This is a genomic window from Staphylococcus sp. 17KM0847, from assembly GCF_013463155.1.
Taxonomy (GTDB): Bacteria; Bacillota; Bacilli; order Staphylococcales; family Staphylococcaceae; genus Staphylococcus.
Map to the genome: position 1 here is coordinate 1017134 of NZ_CP040781.1, position 17649 is coordinate 1034782.

Genomic DNA, 17649 nt, shown 5'->3' on the forward strand with positions numbered 1-17649 from the left:
TTTATGAAAAGATATATTTTGAAACTACGACAAAATAAGGCTTTTACGCTCATTGAAATGTTACTCGTTCTGCTTATCATTAGTGTACTACTTGTACTCATTATCCCAAATATTTCGAAACAAACAGATCATATTCAAAAGACGGGATGTAAAGCACAATTGAAACTTGTAGATAGTCAGATAGAAGCATATACTTTAAAGTTTAGTCAACCACCGAATACAATAGAGGACCTTGTTAGAGAAGGCTATATTAAAGAAAGTCAAAAAAATTGTAAAACGGGACAAACCATTTCTATCAGAGATGGTGAAGCTGTTGCATCATAAAAATGGTTTTACAATAATTGAAATGCTTATCGTTTTATCCATTATTGCCTTATCTATTTTTCTCACACTATGTGTACCTAAACAGCTCAATTTATGGAATACAACAGACTACCAGATTAAACAACTTACAAGTAAAATTGATTATTATCAATCATTAGCAATCAAAAATAAACAAACTGTCCTTCTGCTTTTTCGTCCTTATCAAAATGATATACGTATCGTACAACAAGATGGCACAAAATATGATTTGATTCCATTGGACCCTTTGAAATTACAGAAAAGTAGTAACCTCCAGCGTTTGGCATTTAATGATAAAGGACATGTCACACATTTTGGAAGATTAGATTTTCAATATCAGAACAGTACATTTTCTTTAGTTTTTCACATTGAGCAAGGGAGGTACCGTATCATAAAGTATGAATAACCATGGTCACACTTTTATAGACGCTCTATACGCATTCTTTATTGTTTCTTTTTTATGCTTTTCTATCCTGCCAATCATTAGACAATTAAATACTACGTACATCGATAAACAGCAAGAAATCATCTTAAAAAGAACATTATATTATTATTTAAAAGATAGAGGACAACCAGAAAGGCGTGTCGAAATCGATACATTTACCATTTATCCGACGCAACAATCATTGTGTATTAAACAAAGTACTTACAACAAGACATATTGTCTCCCAGTCAAACGGCTTCACAATGATTGAATCTCTTTTTTCATTATTTGTTCAACTGATCATTGTGACACTCATTCCTCTGCTTCTTTTATCTCTTGCAAACTTTAAAAATACTTTTGCCAATGATGAAAGTTATACACATGAATTAATGGTAAAAGAAATAGGAGATCAAATACACCATCCACATTTTAAAAGTTTAATGATTAAACAAAATACTTTGGAAGTAATACACCATCATCATGTTTATACGTATCGTTTGTCTCACTTGAAAATCATAAAAAAAGTCGACGGTCAAGGAAATATTACAATATTAAACGGTGTTAAAAAACTACAATTTACACAAATGAGTAAAAGACTCATTCAAATCAATATGACTTATTGGCAAGGGAGGGTATGGCTTGAAAAATCTTTTATCGTCTAATCATGGTTTTACATTACCTCTTCTTTTTATTATTTTCAGTGCATACATGTTATTTCTTTCTTTTTTTATGACACTCTATGCTATAAAATTAAATACATTAGATGGACTATCTGATTATTATGACAACGAATTAAAACATACTTTACAAATGACAGAGAAAGAAGGGAAAATGTGACGACTATTCACAAACCAATCATTTTTATAGGGTTTATGGGTGCCGGGAAAACAACGATCGGACAGACTTTGGCACAGAAATACAATTTGCGTTTTGTTGATTTGGATCTGTTTATTAGTGAATCAGAAAAGCGTTCAATTCCTGAAATTTTTCAAGATGAAGGTGAACAAGCATTTAGAAAATATGAGTATTACTATTTAAATAATGTCATCGACACTTATGATATTATTGCAACCGGTGGTGGAATTCTTACAAATGACCAAACATTCAATTATTTAAAAACTGTGAATGCACATATTATTTGGCTAGATGCGCCATTCCCTCATTTGTATTCACGTATAAAAAATGACAATAATAGACCAAATGCCGCTAACAAAGATGAAGCAGCCGTAAAAAGCTTGTATTATAAACGTATTTCACGATATAATGAAATCGCATTCAGCAAGATTGCAACAGATAACAGCTTTGAACAGATTCTTAATGAAATTGAAAAAGTATTATGCGCGAATGACCAATATTAGAGAGAATGGTATAAGACCATCGCCGAAGGAGCAAGTAACATTTCGTTTATGAATCTCTCAGGCAAAAGGATAATATTGTGACGCATTCCTGAAGGTATCTCAACAGGGGAGTATTTAACTTTAAATGCTTCTCTGTTTTTTCATTATTTATAGGAGGGTATGTTATGACGGAAGAATTAAAACAAACACCACTCTATCAACAATATGTTGATGCAGGTGCAAAAATCGTAGAATTTGGTGGCTGGGCGATGCCAGTTCAATTTTCGAGCATTAAAGATGAACATAATGCAGTTCGTACAAAAGTAGGTTTATTCGACGTCAGTCATATGGGAGAAATCCTCGTTGAAGGTACACAAGCGTTAGCTTTGGCTCAATACGTACTTTCAAACGATGTGGAATTGTTAACAGATACAAAAGCGCAATACACATGTCTTTGTAATGAAAAAGGCGGTGTTATTGATGACCTTGTTGTATACAAATTGAGCAGTGAAAAATTATTGCTTGTTGTAAATGCAGCTAACACAGAAAAAGATTATGAATGGATTAAAAAGCAAGCTGAAACATTTGATGTAGAAGTAACGAATGTTTCATCACAATATGGACAACTTGCCATTCAAGGTCCCGAAGCAAGACGTATTGTCCAAGAAAACACAGACGTTGATGTGAGTAGCATGGGCATGTTTGAATTCAAACAAAATGTTCAGCTCTTCGACAAAAATGTTATCTTATCGCAATCTGGCTATACAGGTGAAGATGGGTTTGAAATTTATTGCAAACATGATGATGTTGTAGATATTTGGCAAGCATTTTTACAATATGATGTTACACCATGCGGTTTGGGCGCACGTGATACATTGCGTTTGGAAGCAGGTTTACCATTACATGGTCAAGATTTATCAGAAGATATCACACCTTATGAAGGTGGCGTTGCTTTTGCAGCCAAACCTTTAATCGAAGCAGATTTCATTGGAAAAACTGTTCTTAAAGACCATAAAGAAAATGGTGCTCCAAGACGCACAATCGGTATTCGTATGATTGATAAGGGGATTCCTCGTACAGGATATCCTATTTTAGATGCAGAAGGTCAAGAAATCGGCGTTGTTACATCTGGTACACAATCACCATCAACAGGTTATGCGATTGGTTTAGGTATGATTCAACGTGATGCTTTTGAAATGGGTAAAGAAATTCTCATTCAAGTGCGTAAACGCCAAGTGAAAGCACAAATCGTCAAGAAAAATCAAATCGAAAAATAAGGGGTGGAAACATTGAGTCATCGTTATATTCCATTAACTGAAAAAGATGAAAAAGAAATGTTAGAAACAATCGGTGTTAAATCAATTCAAGAGCTGTTTGGTGACGTTCCTGAAAATGTTTTACTAGACCGAGATTTAAATATTGCAGATTCAGAGCCTGAAACACAATTATTAAAGCGTTTAAACCAAGTGGCTCATAAAAACATTACTAAAGAAACACATACAAGCTTTTTAGGTGCTGGTGTTTATGATCATTATGCACCATCTGTTGTAGATGCAATGATATCACGTTCAGAGTTTTATACGGCCTATACACCATATCAACCTGAAATTTCTCAAGGCGAATTACAAGCTATTTTTGAATTTCAAACAATGATTTGTGAGCTAACGGGTATGGATGTTGCAAACTCTTCAATGTATGATGGTATGACAAGTTTTGCGGAAGCCTGCCTGTTAGCTTGGAGTAAAACAAAAAAACATAAAATTGTTGTATCAAAAGGATTACACTATCAAGCGCTTCAAGTTTTACACACATATTCAAAAATTAGAGACCAATATGAAGTAGTAGAGGTCGATTTGGACGGTACAATTACTGACTTAGAAAAGTTAGAGGCAGCAGTAGATGAAGATACAGCAGCTGTTGCAGTGCAATATCCTAACTTCTTTGGCTCTATCGAAGACTTAGAAAAAATTCAATCATTTGTCGAAGGTACAAAAGCTTTATTTATCGTCTATGCAAATCCATTATCTCTCGGTCTTTTGACGCCTCCGGGTGAGTTTGGTGCAGATATCGTTGTTGGTGATACACAAGTCTTTGGTATCCCATCACAATTTGGTGGACCACATTGTGGTTATTTCGCAACAACTAAAAAATTAATGCGTAAAGTACCAGGACGCCTTGTAGGTCAAACACAGGATGATGATGGAAACCGTGGTTTTGTATTAACTTTACAAGCGCGTGAACAACATATTCGTCGTGAAACAGCAACTTCAAATATTTGTTCTAACCAAGCACTCAACGCACTTGCTTCATCAATTGCAATGTCTGCATTAGGCAAACAAGGTCTTCAAGATATTGCAGAACAAAATATGGAAAACGCGAATTATGCTAAGTCACAATTTGAATCAGCTGGTTTCGAAGTATTAGAAGGTATTTCATATAATGAATTCGTTGTGAAGTTTAGTCATTCTATCGCTGATATTAACAAACAATTATTAACGCACAATATTATCGGTGGTTTTGATTTAAGTGTCATTGATGAAAAGTTTAGCAATCATATGCTTGTAGCAGTAACTGAATTGCGCACAAAAGCAGAGATTGATCATTTTGTGAAGAAAGCAGGTGAACTTAATGGCTAGTCAATCAAGTCCATTAATTTTCGAACGTTCAAAAGCAGGTCGATTTGCATATTCATTGCCACAAAAAGAAATCAATAATGGTGTTGCACATCAATTATTAGATGATAAATTTATTCGTAAAAATAAAGCAGAGTTCCCTGAAGTATCTGAATTAGACCTTATAAGACATTACACAGAACTTTCAAACAAAAACTTTGGTGTAGACTCAGGATTTTATCCACTTGGCTCATGTACAATGAAGTACAATCCAAAAATCAATGAGAAAGTGGCACGTATTGCTGGTTTTACAGAATCTCATCCATTACAAGAAGTAGACCAAGTTCAAGGTTCTTTGGAAATTATTTATAGCTTACAAGAAGAGTTAAAAGAGATTACAGGTATGGATGAAATTTCTTTACAACCTGCAGCCGGTGCGCATGGTGAATGGACAGCTTTAATGATTTTTAAAGCATATCATGCAAAAAATGGTGATACACAGCGTGATGAAGTGATAGTTCCTGACTCAGCACACGGTACAAATCCAGCTTCTGCCGTCTTTGCTGGTTTTAAAGCAGTAACTGTAAAGTCTAATGAAAAAGGCGAAGTAGATATTGATCACTTAAAAGAGCTAGTAAGTGATAAAACAGCAGCGATTATGTTAACTAATCCCAATACACTAGGTATTTTTGAAACGAATATTATGGAAATTCGAGATATTGTACATGAAGCAGGCGGTTTACTTTATTATGATGGTGCAAACTTAAATGCCATCATGGATAAGGTGCGTCCGGGAGATATGGGCTTTGATGCAGTTCATCTCAACCTCCATAAAACATTTACTGGTCCACATGGTGGTGGCGGTCCGGGTTCAGGTCCAATTGGTGTAAAAAAAGAACTTCGCCAATTTTTACCTAAGCCACTTGTAGTTAAAAATGGTGATCGCTTTGAATATGATAATAACATTACACACTCAATTGGACGTGTAAAACCATTTTATGGTAACTTTGGAATTTATTTACGTGCCTATACTTATATCCGTACAATGGGTTATAAGGGACTTAAAGAAGTATCGGAAGCGGCTGTGTTAAATGCTAACTATATGAAAGCACGTTTAAAAGATACATTTGTCATTCCATTTGATCAATATTGTAAACATGAGTTTGTTCTCAGTGGAACAAAACAGAAAAAACTGGGTGTTCGTACATTAGATATGGCAAAACGCTTGTTAGACTTTGGAGTTCATCCACCAACAGTTTACTTCCCATTAATTGTGGATGAAGGCATGATGATTGAGCCAACAGAGACAGAATCTAAAGAAACATTAGATTACTTCTGTGATGCTTTAATTCAAATTGCAAAAGAAGCTGAAGAAAATCCAGATTATGTATTGGAAGCACCGCATACAACTATTATTGACCGTTTAGATGAAACAATGGCAGCACGTAAACCTGTTTTAAAGTTTGAAGGGTTAAAAGCTGAAAAGCACTCATAAAATACTAGATACATCTTCAAATTGTTCTAAATAAATGCGTAAACGACAGTAGATCTCTGGCACGAATATACCTTTTAGTTGATGTTTTACTTCCAGAGATCTTTGTCGGTACAAGGTTATCGACGTTTTGTCTGATCTTTCGATTTTAATAAAAAAACTAGAATTTCAGCATGATAACAGCTGAAATTCTAGTTTTTTATTTTTTAGACTTTACTTTGCCTGTCCATTTTTTATAGCCACCTTTTAACATATAAATGTTTTGATAGCCTTTTCTTTTGAGTGTTCTAGCTGCTCTATAACTTGCAATGCCATTTGCATCTACAAGATAAATCGGTTGGTCTTTGCGTAAACCTTGATAACGTTGGCGAAACATTGTCATAGGAATATTGCGTGCCCCAATAATATGACCATAATCATAATCTGCCTTCTCACGTAAATCAATGACTTGTGCTTTACGTAAACCTTGTTGAAATTCATCTTGATTTAACTCTTTAACTGCTTTTTTATTAAGAATGTATTGTACAATCATCCAAACAATCAATGCAGCTAAAACAATTAATATAATCATAGCTGTGTTACTCATCTTGCATCCTCCCTCAAATACCGATATTATTATTATAAGACTGATAGGATAATTTATCAAAATTTTTATGTTGTTATTGTATGTGTGAATACAACTTATTGAAATACACTTATAGGAGGACTTTTTGTGACAGAAACTTGGCATTTTATAAATACTGGAAGCCATGATCCATTCTATAATATGGCACTTGATGAAGCTTTACTGAACTTTGTTTCGCGAGGGGAGATAGAGCCAGTAGTTCGTTTTTATACATGGTCCCCCCCAACACTATCAATTGGCTACTTTCAACGTTTATCTAAAGAAATCGACATTGAAAAAGTAAAGGAAAAAGGGTATGGTCTTGTACGTCGTCAAACAGGTGGGCGTGGTGTGTTACACGATAAAGAGTTAACTTATAGTGTTATTGTGCCTGAATCACACCCTGCAATGCCTAAGACCGTTACAGAGGCTTATCGTGTTATTTCAGGTGGCTTATTAGAAGGATTTAAAGCACTCGGTTTTGATGCGTATTTTGCTATTCCACGTTCTAAGGAAGAGCGTGAAAAACTCAAACAACCTAGAAGTTCTGTTTGTTTTGATGCACCAAGTTGGTATGAATTGGTAGTAGAAGGCAAGAAAATTGCTGGCAGTGCTCAAACGCGTCAAAAAGGGGTTATTCTACAACACGGCTCAATTTTACAAGATGTAGATATTGATGACCTTTTTGATATGTTCATCTTTAAAAATGAACGTTTAAAAGAAAAGATGAAGTCAGCTTTTGTTGAAAAAGCCATCGCTATTAATGATTTATCTGATAAATATATTACTTTGGAACAAATGGAAGTTGCTTTTAAAGAAGGGTTCCAAAAAGGGCTTGATATTGACTTTAAGCCATTAGAGCTTACACAAGAACAACAAAGTGAAGTAAAAGCATTGGAAGAAAAATACCGTTCAGATGCTTTTTTATACCGTAAATAATAAAGAAAAAGCAAGGTCTTGTATACATCTACTTTATGAATGTATGTAAGACCTTGCTTTTAAATTTTTTATCTACGACGATGATATTTCCATTTGTTTTTCCACACCGCTAACTTATATTGACGTTGATCTTTTGTAAGGAAGAAAAAGAAATAAATAGCATAAATCACTCCGATAATCACAGCCATTGTTATAATTGTATTCATAATACTAAATAAAAAGGCATCGATATTCATAATAAGTCCGATTAACGCAATTAATGCAACTAGTCCAAAAAGTATTTTTTGAAACGTACTCATAAATTATCACTCCTATATGTTATTCGTTTTCCTTAGTAATCTGAAGGGAAGTAAGTGCTTGTCGACCTTCATTAATTAATTTCATTTCTTTTTTAGCATAACCTTGTCTAATTTTCTTTAAAGCTTGCTGAATTTTCTTTTGAATACTTTGCAGTTCTTTATGTTGTTTTTTGATTTCAGTTTCTTTTTTCGTAACGCTTAATGTGTCAACATCATCAAGGTAACGATCAACAGCTAATTCATGATCTTCTATTACTGCGTCTAGTTTATCAAGTTGTTTGCGATTTTGCTTGTTTTTTAGAATATCTGAATCGAGTCGATCATAGGCATTAATAATACTTGTAACATCACTATAATAGCGAGAAGCGATTTCATAGTATTCAGCGATTTTATGATTGGCTTTTGCTTTTTTAGTATTTTGAGTATCTTTTTTAAGTGCCGATAACTGTTTCTGTTTTTGAGTATTTTCATTTTTTAGTGCTTGGTTCGTCAATTTGAGTTCATGATTTTCTTCTCTTAGCTCGGTACTTTGTTCTTCCAAAGGTAATAGATTTTGGCTACCACAGCCAGCTAACAATAAAATCATACTTAGACTTAAATAGTGTACTTTTTTCATATTAAACTCCTAAGCTGATGTTTTTTACTTATACAACATACTATTTTAAGGTATCATATAAGTAAGTACAAATCATTTAAGGGGGATAAAAATGAAAAATCGTATAGATCATGCTAAACAACTTTTGAGAGATAAAAACTTAGATGGACTGATTATTCTTACGGATTTTAATCGTCGTTACTTATCAGGGTTTTCTGGTACAAGTGGCGCACTTTTGATCACCCAGTCCGAACACATTTTAATCACAGATTTTCGCTATATTGAACAGGCTACTACACAAGCAGACCTTTATACTATTGTGCAACAAAAACAAAATTTATATACAACGCTTATCGAAGAAATAAAACAGCGCAAACTGAAATACATAGGTTTTGAAGGACATCTTGTTCCATATGATACATTTGAAACGTTAAATAAAGAGGCATATACACTTGTATCAGTAGGCGATGCTATCGAACATATTCGTACAATTAAAGATCATTTTGAAATTGAACAAATTCAAAAAGCAGCAGATATTGTAGACAAAGCATATGCGTATATTTTAACAGTTGCTAAAGTTGGAATGACTGAAAAAGAATTAAAAGCGTTGTTGGAAAGCAAAATGTTACATTTAGGTGCAGAAGATACCTCTTTTGATACTATTGTTGCATCTGGTTATCGAGGTGCCCTACCTCATGGTGTTGCTTCAGATAAGGTGATCGAATCCGGAGATATGGTTACTTTAGATTTTGGCGCATATTATAATGGCTATGCTTCTGACATCACACGAACATTTGCAGTGGGACAACCTTCAGATGAAATGATTAAGATTTATGAAACGGTATTAAAAGCTCAAGAAGCAGCTGTATCAAAAATTAAAGCAGGTATAACAGGTAAAGAGATTGATCAAGTATCACGCGATATCATTGCAGAAGCAGGCTATGGTGAAAACTTTGGACATTCTTTAGGTCATGGTATCGGATTGGAAGTACATGAAGCACCTGCACTTTCTCCAAGCGCCGATCATCTCTTGAAGGTCAATCAATGTGTAACTATTGAACCCGGCATTTATGTAAAAGGACTTGGGGGCGTTCGTATAGAAGATGATATTTTAATCCAAGAAAATGGCGGTCAACGCTTTACTAATTCGACAAAAGACCTTATTATTTTAAAAGAAGAGTGATTCTGAGGAGGAAACTGAATGATTTCGGTAAATGATTTTAAAACAGGTTTAACAATTTCTGTGGATAACGGTATTTGGAAAGTTTTAGAATTCCAACATGTTAAGCCAGGGAAAGGTTCAGCTTTTGTGAGATCTAAGTTACGTAATCTACGCACAGGAGCTATTCAAGAAAAAACATTTCGAGCTGGAGAAAAAGTTGAACCCGCAATGATTGAAAACCGTCGTATGCAATACTTATATGCAGACGGTGATAACCATGTATTTATGGATAATGAAACATTTGAACAAACAGAATTAACAACTGCTTATTTAGAACATGAACTTAAATTCTTAAAAGCAAATATGGATGTTCAAATCCAGACGTATGAAGGTGAGACAATCGGTGTCGAATTGCCAAAAACTGTTGAGTTAGAAGTAACAGAAACAGAACCTGGCATTAAAGGAGATACTGCAACTGGTGCAACGAAATCAGCAACAGTTGAAACAGGCTATTCTTTAAACGTACCATTATTTGTTAACCAAGGTGATGTATTGGTTATTAACACATCAGACGGTAGTTACGTCTCTCGTGCATAATTGCTTAATAGTAATGAAAAGCTGGAGAAGTCAAATGCGGATTTGAGTTCTCCAGTTTTTTAAATGTTGGTTAACACCCGTCAATTATGACTTTGCTTGAATTGACCTCTTCCCTCAAGTAAAATGAAAAGATAGAAATTATTTAATCATGAGGGAGTAAACAATATGAACTTTAAAGAGATTAAAGAACTAATCGATATTCTTGATAACTCTAGCTTAACTGAAATAAATATTGAAAATAAAGGGTCCAAAGTTTGTTTGAAAAAAGAAAAAGAAATCATTACACAACAGGTAACAGCTGCATCTGGTACACCTGTTGTTACTGCAAATTCAACAACACCTCAATCTGATATAGCAGTTGAAACACCGGAAGACGATGCGAAAACAATTAATGCGCCAATGGTTGGAACATTTTATAAAGCGCCATCACCAGAAGAAAGTCCTTATGTCAAAGTGGGCGATAAAGTGACAGCAGAAACCACTGTATGTATTTTAGAAGCTATGAAATTATTTAATGAAATACAAGCGGAAATCACTGGTGAAATTGTTGAAGTACTTGTTGAAGATGGGCAAATGGTTGAGTATGGCCAAGCCTTGTTCAAGGTGAAATAAAATGAAAAAAATATTAATTGCAAACCGTGGTGAGATTGCCGTCCGTATTATACGTGCGTGCCGCGAATTAGGAATCCAAACAGTTGCTATTTATTCTGAAGGCGATAAAGATGCATTACATACTCAACTGGCCGACGAAGCTTACTGTGTAGGACCTAAACAATCTAAAGACTCATACTTGAACATTCCAAATATTTTATCCATCGCAACATCAACAGGCTGTGATGGTATTCATCCAGGCTATGGCTTTTTAGCCGAAAATGGAGATTTTGCAGAGTTATGCGAAGCTGTACAGTTAAAGTTTATAGGACCTAGTTATGAATCTATTCAAAAAATGGGAATTAAAGATGTCGCTAAAGAAGAGATGAAGCGTGCAAATGTCCCAGTTGTCCCCGGCAGTGATGGGTTAGTCACTGATATTGAACACGCCATTCAAGCCGCCAATACTATCGGATATCCCGTTATTATTAAAGCTACTGCGGGTGGTGGTGGAAAGGGTATCCGCATTGCACGCGATGAAAAAGAATTAATCAATGGCTATAAAATGACGCAACAAGAAGCTGAGACTGCATTTGGAAATGGTGGTCTCTATTTGGAAAAGTTTATTGAAAATTTTCGACATATAGAAATTCAAATCATTGGAGATGAGCATGGCAATGTTATCCATTTAGGTGAGCGGGACTGTACAATTCAGCGTCGTATGCAAAAACTGATAGAGGAATCACCGTCACCTATCCTTTCTCCGGACAAAAGAAAAGAAATGGGTGATGCAGCAGTAAGAGCTGCAAAAGCAGTAGGATACTACAATGCTGGGACAATTGAGTTTATCTATGACTTAGATGACAATCAATTTTACTTCATGGAAATGAACACGCGTATCCAAGTAGAACATCCCGTTACAGAAATGGTGACAGGTGTTGACTTAGTAAAACTTCAACTAAAAGTCGCAATGGGAGAACATCTGCCTTATACACAAGATGATATCTCAATTTCAGGACATGCGATGGAATTTAGAATCAATGCTGAAAATCCATATCAAAATTTTATGCCTTCTCCCGGTGTAATTCGTCAATATTTAACACCTGGTGGCTTTGGTGTGAGAATTGATTCAGCATGTTACATGAACTATACGATACCACCGTATTATGATTCAATGGTTGCAAAACTGATTATTCATACACCTACACGTGAAGAAACGATGATGACAAGTTTACGTGCATTAAATGAATTTGTTATTATGGGTATTGATACAACTATCCCTTTTCACATTCGGCTACTCAATCACCCGATATTCCAAAAAGGGTATTTCAATACTAAATTTTTAGAACAATATGATGTTATGAATGATGACCAATAATTGGAGGAATGCATAAGATGGCAAAATCTATTGAAAACTATAATCCTAATTTAGGAAATGTTGAAATTGTACCAGAAGTTATTTCTGTCATTGCAAGTATTGCGGCATCAGAGGTAAAGGGTGTTCAAGGTATGTTTTCTGATCTTAAAAACTCAACCTTGGAGCGTTTGGGTCGCAAAAATTTAAGCAAAGGGGTCAAAGTAGAAACAAAAGATAATGAAATTGTCATCAATGTTTATTGTTCTTTGAAATACGGTGTTAAAATTTCTGATACAGCATTGAAAATACAAGAATCTATTCATAGTGCGATTAAAACGATGACGGCATTAACACCTAAACAAGTCAATGTTCATATCTCACATATCGACATGGGGAAACCAAAAAGTTAATAATTAAAGAATGGAGAATAATACATGAGTAGAAAACAAGCGAGAAGTCAAGCTTTTCAGACATTATTTCAATTGGAGATGAAAAATTCTGACCTCACAATTGAAGAAGCGATCAGCTTTATTAAAGACGACTATCCAAACTTAGACTTTGACTTTATTCAATGGCTTGTTTCAGGTGTGAAAGATCATGAACCTGTTTTAGATCGTACCATCGAACCTCATTTAAATGGTTGGACGATACCACGCTTACTAAAATCAGATCGTATCATTTTAAGAATGGCCACATTCGAACTTTTGCACAGTGAAACACCTGCCAAAGTTATTATTAATGAAGCAGTCGAACTCACAAAGCAATTTTCTGATGATGACCACTTCCGATTTGTGAATGGTGTCTTGAGTAATATCAAATAAAATTGAGTGATAACATGGAAAAATACTTAACGGTTTCTGCATTAACTAAATATATTAAATATAAATTTGATCAGGATCCATATTTACAAACTGTGCTGATTAAAGGAGAGGTTTCAAACTTTAAACGTCATAGTAGTGGTCACCTTTATTTTGCATTAAAAGATGAACAGAGTGTCATTAGTGCCATGATGTTTAAAGCACATGCGAATGCTTTAGATTTTGATCCTAAAGAAGGCGATCAAGTTATTGTTGAGGCGCGTGTTTCTGTTTATGAGCGTAGAGGAAGTTATCAAATTTATGTTAACAAGATGCAATTAGACGGTATAGGTAACTTGTATCAAAAGTTTGAGCAACTGAAGAAAAAATTAGAAAAAGAAGGCTTTTTTGATACGACTTTAAAAAAAACAATTCCGAAATATCCAAAGAAAATTGCAATTGTCACTGCAAGTACAGGTGCTGCAATTCGTGATATTTTAAATACAATACAAAATAGATACCCTTTAGTTGAACCTATTAAGATTAGTACGCTCGTACAAGGACAACAAGCAAAAGAGGATATTGTGACTAAACTACACTATGCTGATACATTAGGTGCTGATACGATTATTATAGGTCGTGGTGGGGGATCTATTGAAGACTTGTGGAATTTTAATGAAGAAGATGTTGTAAAAGCCATTTTTCGTTGTCAAACACCTGTAATCTCAGCAGTAGGCCATGAAACAGATACAACACTCAGTGATTTTGTTGCTGATGTGCGTGCTGCAACCCCTACACAAGCAGCAATGATCGCAACACCAGACAAACAAGAACTTTATCAACTTCTGCAGAAGAGTCAATCGTATTTACAACGATTCATCACACAATATTTAAAACACGCACGCCAATCACTCGTGCGCTATCAAGAATATTATAAATTCAAACAGCCTACTTTATTGTACGAACAACATATACAAAAGCGTGATGACTTAGATCGTCTGTTACATGATACGATGCAACGCACGATTGAAATACAACAACAGCAGCTCAATATCTTGCAGCAGCGATTTCATTTGCGCTATTTTTACGATACAATCAAGCGACATCAGCTGACGACCTTACAATTACGGGATCAGTTGCATAAACAACAGTTGCGCATTATAAACAACAAAAAGCAGCAGTTGATTCACCATGTCGCATCATTAGATAATTTGAGTCCAACTCAAACCATGTTGCGCGGCTACTCTATTGTAAAAAAAGATAATGATGTGATTACAAGTACACATAACTTAAAGCAAGGTGAACATATAGAAGTGACAATGAAGGATGGCTCGATTGGTGCAATGATTGAGGAGGTAAAACGAAAAGATGACGGCAAAAAATCAAACATTTGAAGAAATGATGCATGAGTTAGAAACAATTGTTAAACAGCTAGACAACGATAAAATCTCTTTAGAAGCTTCACTAGATTTGTATCAAAAAGGAATGGCTCTCTCAAAATCGTGTGAACAAACGTTAAAAGAAGCAGAACAAAAAGTGACAAAATTAATAGAGGAAGAGGCGCAAAACAAGGATGAATCAAAATCTGAATAAATTGCTACATGCCTTTAATCAAAAGATAAAAAATAGTGTTCAATCGACACATCTCAACACACAATTAGAAGAAAGCATGCGTTATTCCTTAGAAGCTGGAGGAAAACGTATACGTCCGTTACTTTTACTTGCTACTCTTGATATGTTACAACCCAATAGTTATGAGAAGGGACTTCATACAGCACTCGCGTTAGAAATGGTTCATACTTATTCATTAATTCATGATGATTTACCTGCAATGGATGATGATGATTTAAGAAGGGGCAAACTGACAAATCATAAAGTTTATGGTGAGTGGCTAGCCATTTTAGCTGGTGACGCACTACAAACGAAAGCTTTTGAATATATCAGTCAGGACTCGAAGCTCACACCAGACACACGTATACAATTAATTTCTGCTTTCAGTCAAGCAAGTGGGCATGCAGGTATGGTCGGTGGGCAAACGCTCGATATGCAAAGTGAAGGTCAAGCGATTGATTTACAAACATTAGAGCGCATTCATGTACATAAGACAGGGGCGCTTATACGCTTTGCCATTGAAGCCGCTACAATTATCGCTCATACAAATGAAACAGATCAACAATACCTTTTAACTTTTGCAGAACATCTGGGTATTATTTTCCAGATTAAAGATGATTTACTTGATCTATATGGTACAACCGAAGCATTAGGGAAACAAATAGGAAGTGATGATGTTAATAATAAATCTACATATGTCACACTATTAGGACGCGAACAGGCTGAAACAATTTTAGCTCAACATGTTAAACAAGCTAAGCAAATTTTAGTCACACTCGCAAAAACTTATGACACGGTCGATCTTGAATATTTATTAACAGTTTTTTATCAACGTCAAAACTAGTTTATTGGTACTGACACAAGTAAATGGGTATTATAACCATAAGATACAAAGATTAAGGGTGATATAAATGGATGTACGAACGATACAAGATCCTTCATTCTTAAAAAGTCTTTCTGTTAAAGAGCTAGAATCGCTCAGCCAAGATGTGCGTCAATTTTTAATTGAAACTTGTGCAATCACAGGTGGACATATTGGTGCAAACCTCGGTGTCGTAGAACTTACAATTGCTTTGCACAAACACTACAATAGTCCAGAAGATAAGATTATTTGGGATGTCGGTCATCAAAGTTATATTCATAAAATCTTAACAGGGCGTGCAAATCAGTTTGACACATTAAGACAATATAAAGGATTATGTGGATTTCCAAAATTAAGAGAATCTGAACACGACGTATGGGAAGCAGGTCATAGTTCTACATCGCTCTCAGCTGCAATGGGTATGGCAAAAGCGCGTGATATTCTCGGTAAAACAAATCAAATTATACCCGTAATTGGCGATGGCGCACTTACAGGTGGCATGGCATTAGAAGCGTTAAATAATATTGGGCATGATCATACGAATATGACTATCATCTTAAATGACAACGAAATGAGCATAGCACCTAATGTAGGTGCCATGCATAACATGCTAGGGCGTATACGTATGAATCAAGGATACAATCGTCTAAAAGTAGATGCGGAAACAGTACTGAATCGTCTGCCGGGGGGGAGTCGATTGCGTGAATCTGCTGACCGCATTAAAGATAGTTTGAAATATCTTGTTGTAGACGGTGCTTTTTTTGAGGAGTTAGGTATCCGTTATATCGGTCCAGTAGATGGTCATAATTATGATGAGCTTGAGCATGCACTAACAACAGCGGATTCTATTAACAAACCGGTATTAATACATGTTGTCACTAAAAAAGGGAAAGGCTATCATCCCGCTGAAAATGATAAAATTGGAACTTGGCACGGTTTAGGACCTTATAAGCTCGATACAGGTGAGCAAATTAAAGGTCAACAGCAAGGCCCTTCGTGGAGCCAATTAATGTCTGACGAAATCTTATCCTATGCACAAAAAGACAAGCGTGTTGTAGCCATTACACCTGCAATGCCCGTAGGATCTAAATTAACAAAGTTTCAGCAAGCACTACCCGAACAATTTTTTGATGTAGGGATTGCAGAACAACATGCTGTTACGATGGCAGCTGGTTTTGCAATTGAAGGTATGAAACCTTATGTAGCCATTTACTCTACATTTTTACAACGTGCATACGATCAAGTGTTACACGATGTCGATCGCCAAAACCTCAATGTTATTTTTGGTGTTGACCGTGCCGGTTTAGTGGGTGCTGATGGCGAAACACATCAAGGTGTTTTTGATGTAGGCTTTTTAACACAATTTCCAAATATGATTGTAATGATGCCTAAAGATGAAAATGAAGCAAAAGATATGGTGTATACAGCCATGCATTATGAGCAAGGGCCTATTGCAATTAGATATCCTCGTGGCAATGGCTTAGGTGTTCCAATGACACCAGAACGTCAACACTTACCAATAGGTTCGTGGACACAGCTGACAGAAGGTTCAGACTTAGCAATCATTAGCTATGGTCCCACTATTGAAACACTTAAAAAAGTAGTGGCTGGATTGAAGGAAACGAATATCCAAGCGACACTCATTAATGCACGTTATATTAAACCGATGGATACAGATTTGTTGCATACACTTGGAAAAAGAGGAATACCTATCTTAACAGTCGAAGAAAGTATGCTTAATGGTGGACTGGGGAGTCAAATCAGTAATTTTATGTCTGATTCTGCTTATCATAATCCTATTAAGCGTTTAGGCATTGATGATATGTATATCGAACATGGTAATGTTGAACAAATCTTAGCTGATATTGGTTTGGATAGCCAATCTATTCAACATACAGCAGAACAGTTTCTAAAAGATTGTAATTAAAAAGTTGAGGCTAGGTCATGTGTAATATCATGTCTAGCCTCTTTTTTGTAATTCTTATATGTATAGCAATTGTCATGTGAGAGATAGACTATATTATGAGA

At 35.3% G+C, this 17649-nt stretch carries 21 protein-coding genes and 1 riboswitch; of the genes, 18 read left to right on the forward strand and 3 right to left on the reverse strand.

The genetic code is table 11. The features are described 5' to 3' along the window. Nucleotides 1-3: 3 nt before the first annotated feature. The 7 genes from comGC to gcvPB all read left to right on the forward strand — a co-directional run bounded on the left by comGC (nucleotide 4) and on the right by gcvPB (nucleotide 6210). Nucleotides 4-324 carry a competence type IV pilus major pilin ComGC gene (comGC, locus tag FGL66_RS04830; protein WP_180808699.1) on the forward strand — a complete coding sequence of 107 codons (321 nt, stop codon included), beginning with the start codon at nucleotides 4-6 and terminating at the stop codon, nucleotides 322-324. Continuing rightward, nucleotides 305-748 (forward strand): competence type IV pilus minor pilin ComGD, encoded by a 444-nt coding sequence (gene comGD / locus FGL66_RS04835; RefSeq protein ID WP_258007317.1) that lies wholly within the window; start codon nucleotides 305-307, stop codon nucleotides 746-748. The genes comGC and comGD overlap by 20 nt, the downstream gene beginning before the upstream one ends. A 176-nt stretch (nucleotides 749-924) precedes the next feature. Continuing rightward, on the forward strand, nucleotides 925-1428 hold the full coding sequence (locus tag FGL66_RS04840; RefSeq protein WP_180808701.1) for a competence type IV pilus minor pilin ComGF: 504 nt from the start codon (nucleotides 925-927) through the stop codon (nucleotides 1426-1428). A 171-nt stretch (nucleotides 1429-1599) separates the two neighbouring features. After that, nucleotides 1600-2124: a shikimate kinase gene (locus FGL66_RS04845; RefSeq protein ID WP_374757653.1), complete on the forward strand. Its 525-nt coding sequence runs from the start codon at nucleotides 1600-1602 to the stop codon at nucleotides 2122-2124. Next, a riboswitch (glycine riboswitch) is annotated at nucleotides 2111-2207 on the forward strand. (Overlaps the previous gene by 14 nt.) 81 nt (nucleotides 2208-2288) lie before the next feature. Further along, nucleotides 2289-3380, forward strand: a complete 1092-nt coding sequence (gene gcvT / locus FGL66_RS04850) for a glycine cleavage system aminomethyltransferase GcvT (RefSeq protein ID WP_180808702.1) — start codon at nucleotides 2289-2291, stop codon at nucleotides 3378-3380. Nucleotides 3381-3392: 12 nt separating this feature from the next. Next, a complete protein-coding gene (gcvPA, locus tag FGL66_RS04855) occupies nucleotides 3393-4739 on the forward strand; it encodes an aminomethyl-transferring glycine dehydrogenase subunit GcvPA (protein ID WP_180808703.1) in 1347 nt (448 codons plus the stop codon). Continuing rightward, complete coding sequence (gene gcvPB / locus FGL66_RS04860) at nucleotides 4732-6210, forward strand: aminomethyl-transferring glycine dehydrogenase subunit GcvPB (protein ID WP_180808704.1); 1479 nt, start codon at nucleotides 4732-4734, stop codon at nucleotides 6208-6210. Before gcvPA ends, gcvPB begins: the two co-directional genes overlap by 8 nt. Nucleotides 6211-6406: 196 nt before the next feature. Here the strand turns inward: gcvPB and FGL66_RS04865 are convergent, their stop codons facing one another. Continuing rightward, a complete protein-coding gene (locus tag FGL66_RS04865; protein WP_180808705.1) occupies nucleotides 6407-6793 on the reverse strand; it encodes a rhodanese-like domain-containing protein in 387 nt (128 codons plus the stop codon). Between the two features lie 126 nt (nucleotides 6794-6919). Here FGL66_RS04865 and FGL66_RS04870 point away from each other — a divergent pair, with 126 nt between their 5' ends. Then, nucleotides 6920-7750 carry a lipoate--protein ligase family protein gene (locus FGL66_RS04870; protein ID WP_180808706.1) on the forward strand — a complete coding sequence of 277 codons (831 nt, stop codon included), beginning with the start codon at nucleotides 6920-6922 and terminating at the stop codon, nucleotides 7748-7750. Between the two features lie 68 nt (nucleotides 7751-7818). Here FGL66_RS04870 and FGL66_RS04875 read toward each other — a convergent pair whose 3' ends face one another. Next, nucleotides 7819-8049 carry an SA1362 family protein gene (locus tag FGL66_RS04875; protein ID WP_180808707.1) on the reverse strand — a complete coding sequence of 77 codons (231 nt, stop codon included), beginning with the start codon at nucleotides 8047-8049 and terminating at the stop codon, nucleotides 7819-7821. A gap of 19 nt (nucleotides 8050-8068) precedes the next feature. Next, entirely contained in the window at nucleotides 8069-8665 is a 597-nt protein-coding gene (locus tag FGL66_RS04880) for a hypothetical protein (RefSeq protein WP_180808708.1), read from the reverse strand. 91 nt (nucleotides 8666-8756) lie between these two features. Between FGL66_RS04880 and FGL66_RS04885 the strand changes: the two genes are divergently transcribed. The 10 genes from FGL66_RS04885 (at nucleotide 8757) to dxs (ending at nucleotide 17548) form a co-directional block, all read left to right on the forward strand. Continuing rightward, nucleotides 8757-9827 carry a M24 family metallopeptidase gene (locus tag FGL66_RS04885; protein WP_180808709.1) on the forward strand — a complete coding sequence of 357 codons (1071 nt, stop codon included), beginning with the start codon at nucleotides 8757-8759 and terminating at the stop codon, nucleotides 9825-9827. A gap of 18 nt (nucleotides 9828-9845) precedes the next feature. Next, nucleotides 9846-10403 (forward strand): elongation factor P, encoded by a 558-nt coding sequence (efp, locus tag FGL66_RS04890; protein ID WP_180808710.1) that lies wholly within the window; start codon nucleotides 9846-9848, stop codon nucleotides 10401-10403. Between the two features lie 165 nt (nucleotides 10404-10568). After that, nucleotides 10569-11015, forward strand: coding sequence for an acetyl-CoA carboxylase biotin carboxyl carrier protein (accB, locus tag FGL66_RS04895; protein ID WP_180808711.1), 447 nt, complete (start codon nucleotides 10569-10571; stop codon nucleotides 11013-11015). A gap of 1 nt (nucleotide 11016) precedes the next feature. Continuing rightward, the gene (accC, locus tag FGL66_RS04900) at nucleotides 11017-12372 is read left to right on the forward strand and encodes an acetyl-CoA carboxylase biotin carboxylase subunit (protein ID WP_180808712.1); all 1356 of its coding nucleotides are present in this window, start codon (nucleotides 11017-11019) and stop codon (nucleotides 12370-12372) included. A gap of 17 nt (nucleotides 12373-12389) precedes the next feature. Beyond that, nucleotides 12390-12761 carry an Asp23/Gls24 family envelope stress response protein gene (locus FGL66_RS04905; RefSeq protein WP_180808713.1) on the forward strand — a complete coding sequence of 124 codons (372 nt, stop codon included), beginning with the start codon at nucleotides 12390-12392 and terminating at the stop codon, nucleotides 12759-12761. A gap of 24 nt (nucleotides 12762-12785) precedes the next feature. Then, nucleotides 12786-13172, forward strand: a complete 387-nt coding sequence (nusB, locus tag FGL66_RS04910; protein WP_180808714.1) for a transcription antitermination factor NusB — start codon at nucleotides 12786-12788, stop codon at nucleotides 13170-13172. Between the two features lie 14 nt (nucleotides 13173-13186). Next, on the forward strand, nucleotides 13187-14542 hold the full coding sequence (xseA, locus tag FGL66_RS04915; RefSeq protein WP_180808715.1) for an exodeoxyribonuclease VII large subunit: 1356 nt from the start codon (nucleotides 13187-13189) through the stop codon (nucleotides 14540-14542). Then, a complete protein-coding gene (locus FGL66_RS04920) occupies nucleotides 14517-14741 on the forward strand; it encodes an exodeoxyribonuclease VII small subunit (RefSeq protein WP_180808716.1) in 225 nt (74 codons plus the stop codon). Before xseA ends, FGL66_RS04920 begins: the two co-directional genes overlap by 26 nt. Continuing rightward, the gene (locus FGL66_RS04925) at nucleotides 14722-15603 is read left to right on the forward strand and encodes a polyprenyl synthetase family protein (protein ID WP_180808717.1); all 882 of its coding nucleotides are present in this window, start codon (nucleotides 14722-14724) and stop codon (nucleotides 15601-15603) included. Before FGL66_RS04920 ends, FGL66_RS04925 begins: the two co-directional genes overlap by 20 nt. A 67-nt stretch (nucleotides 15604-15670) precedes the next feature. After that, complete coding sequence (gene dxs / locus FGL66_RS04930) at nucleotides 15671-17548, forward strand: 1-deoxy-D-xylulose-5-phosphate synthase (RefSeq protein WP_180808718.1); 1878 nt, start codon at nucleotides 15671-15673, stop codon at nucleotides 17546-17548. Nucleotides 17549-17649: the final 101 nt, after the last annotated feature.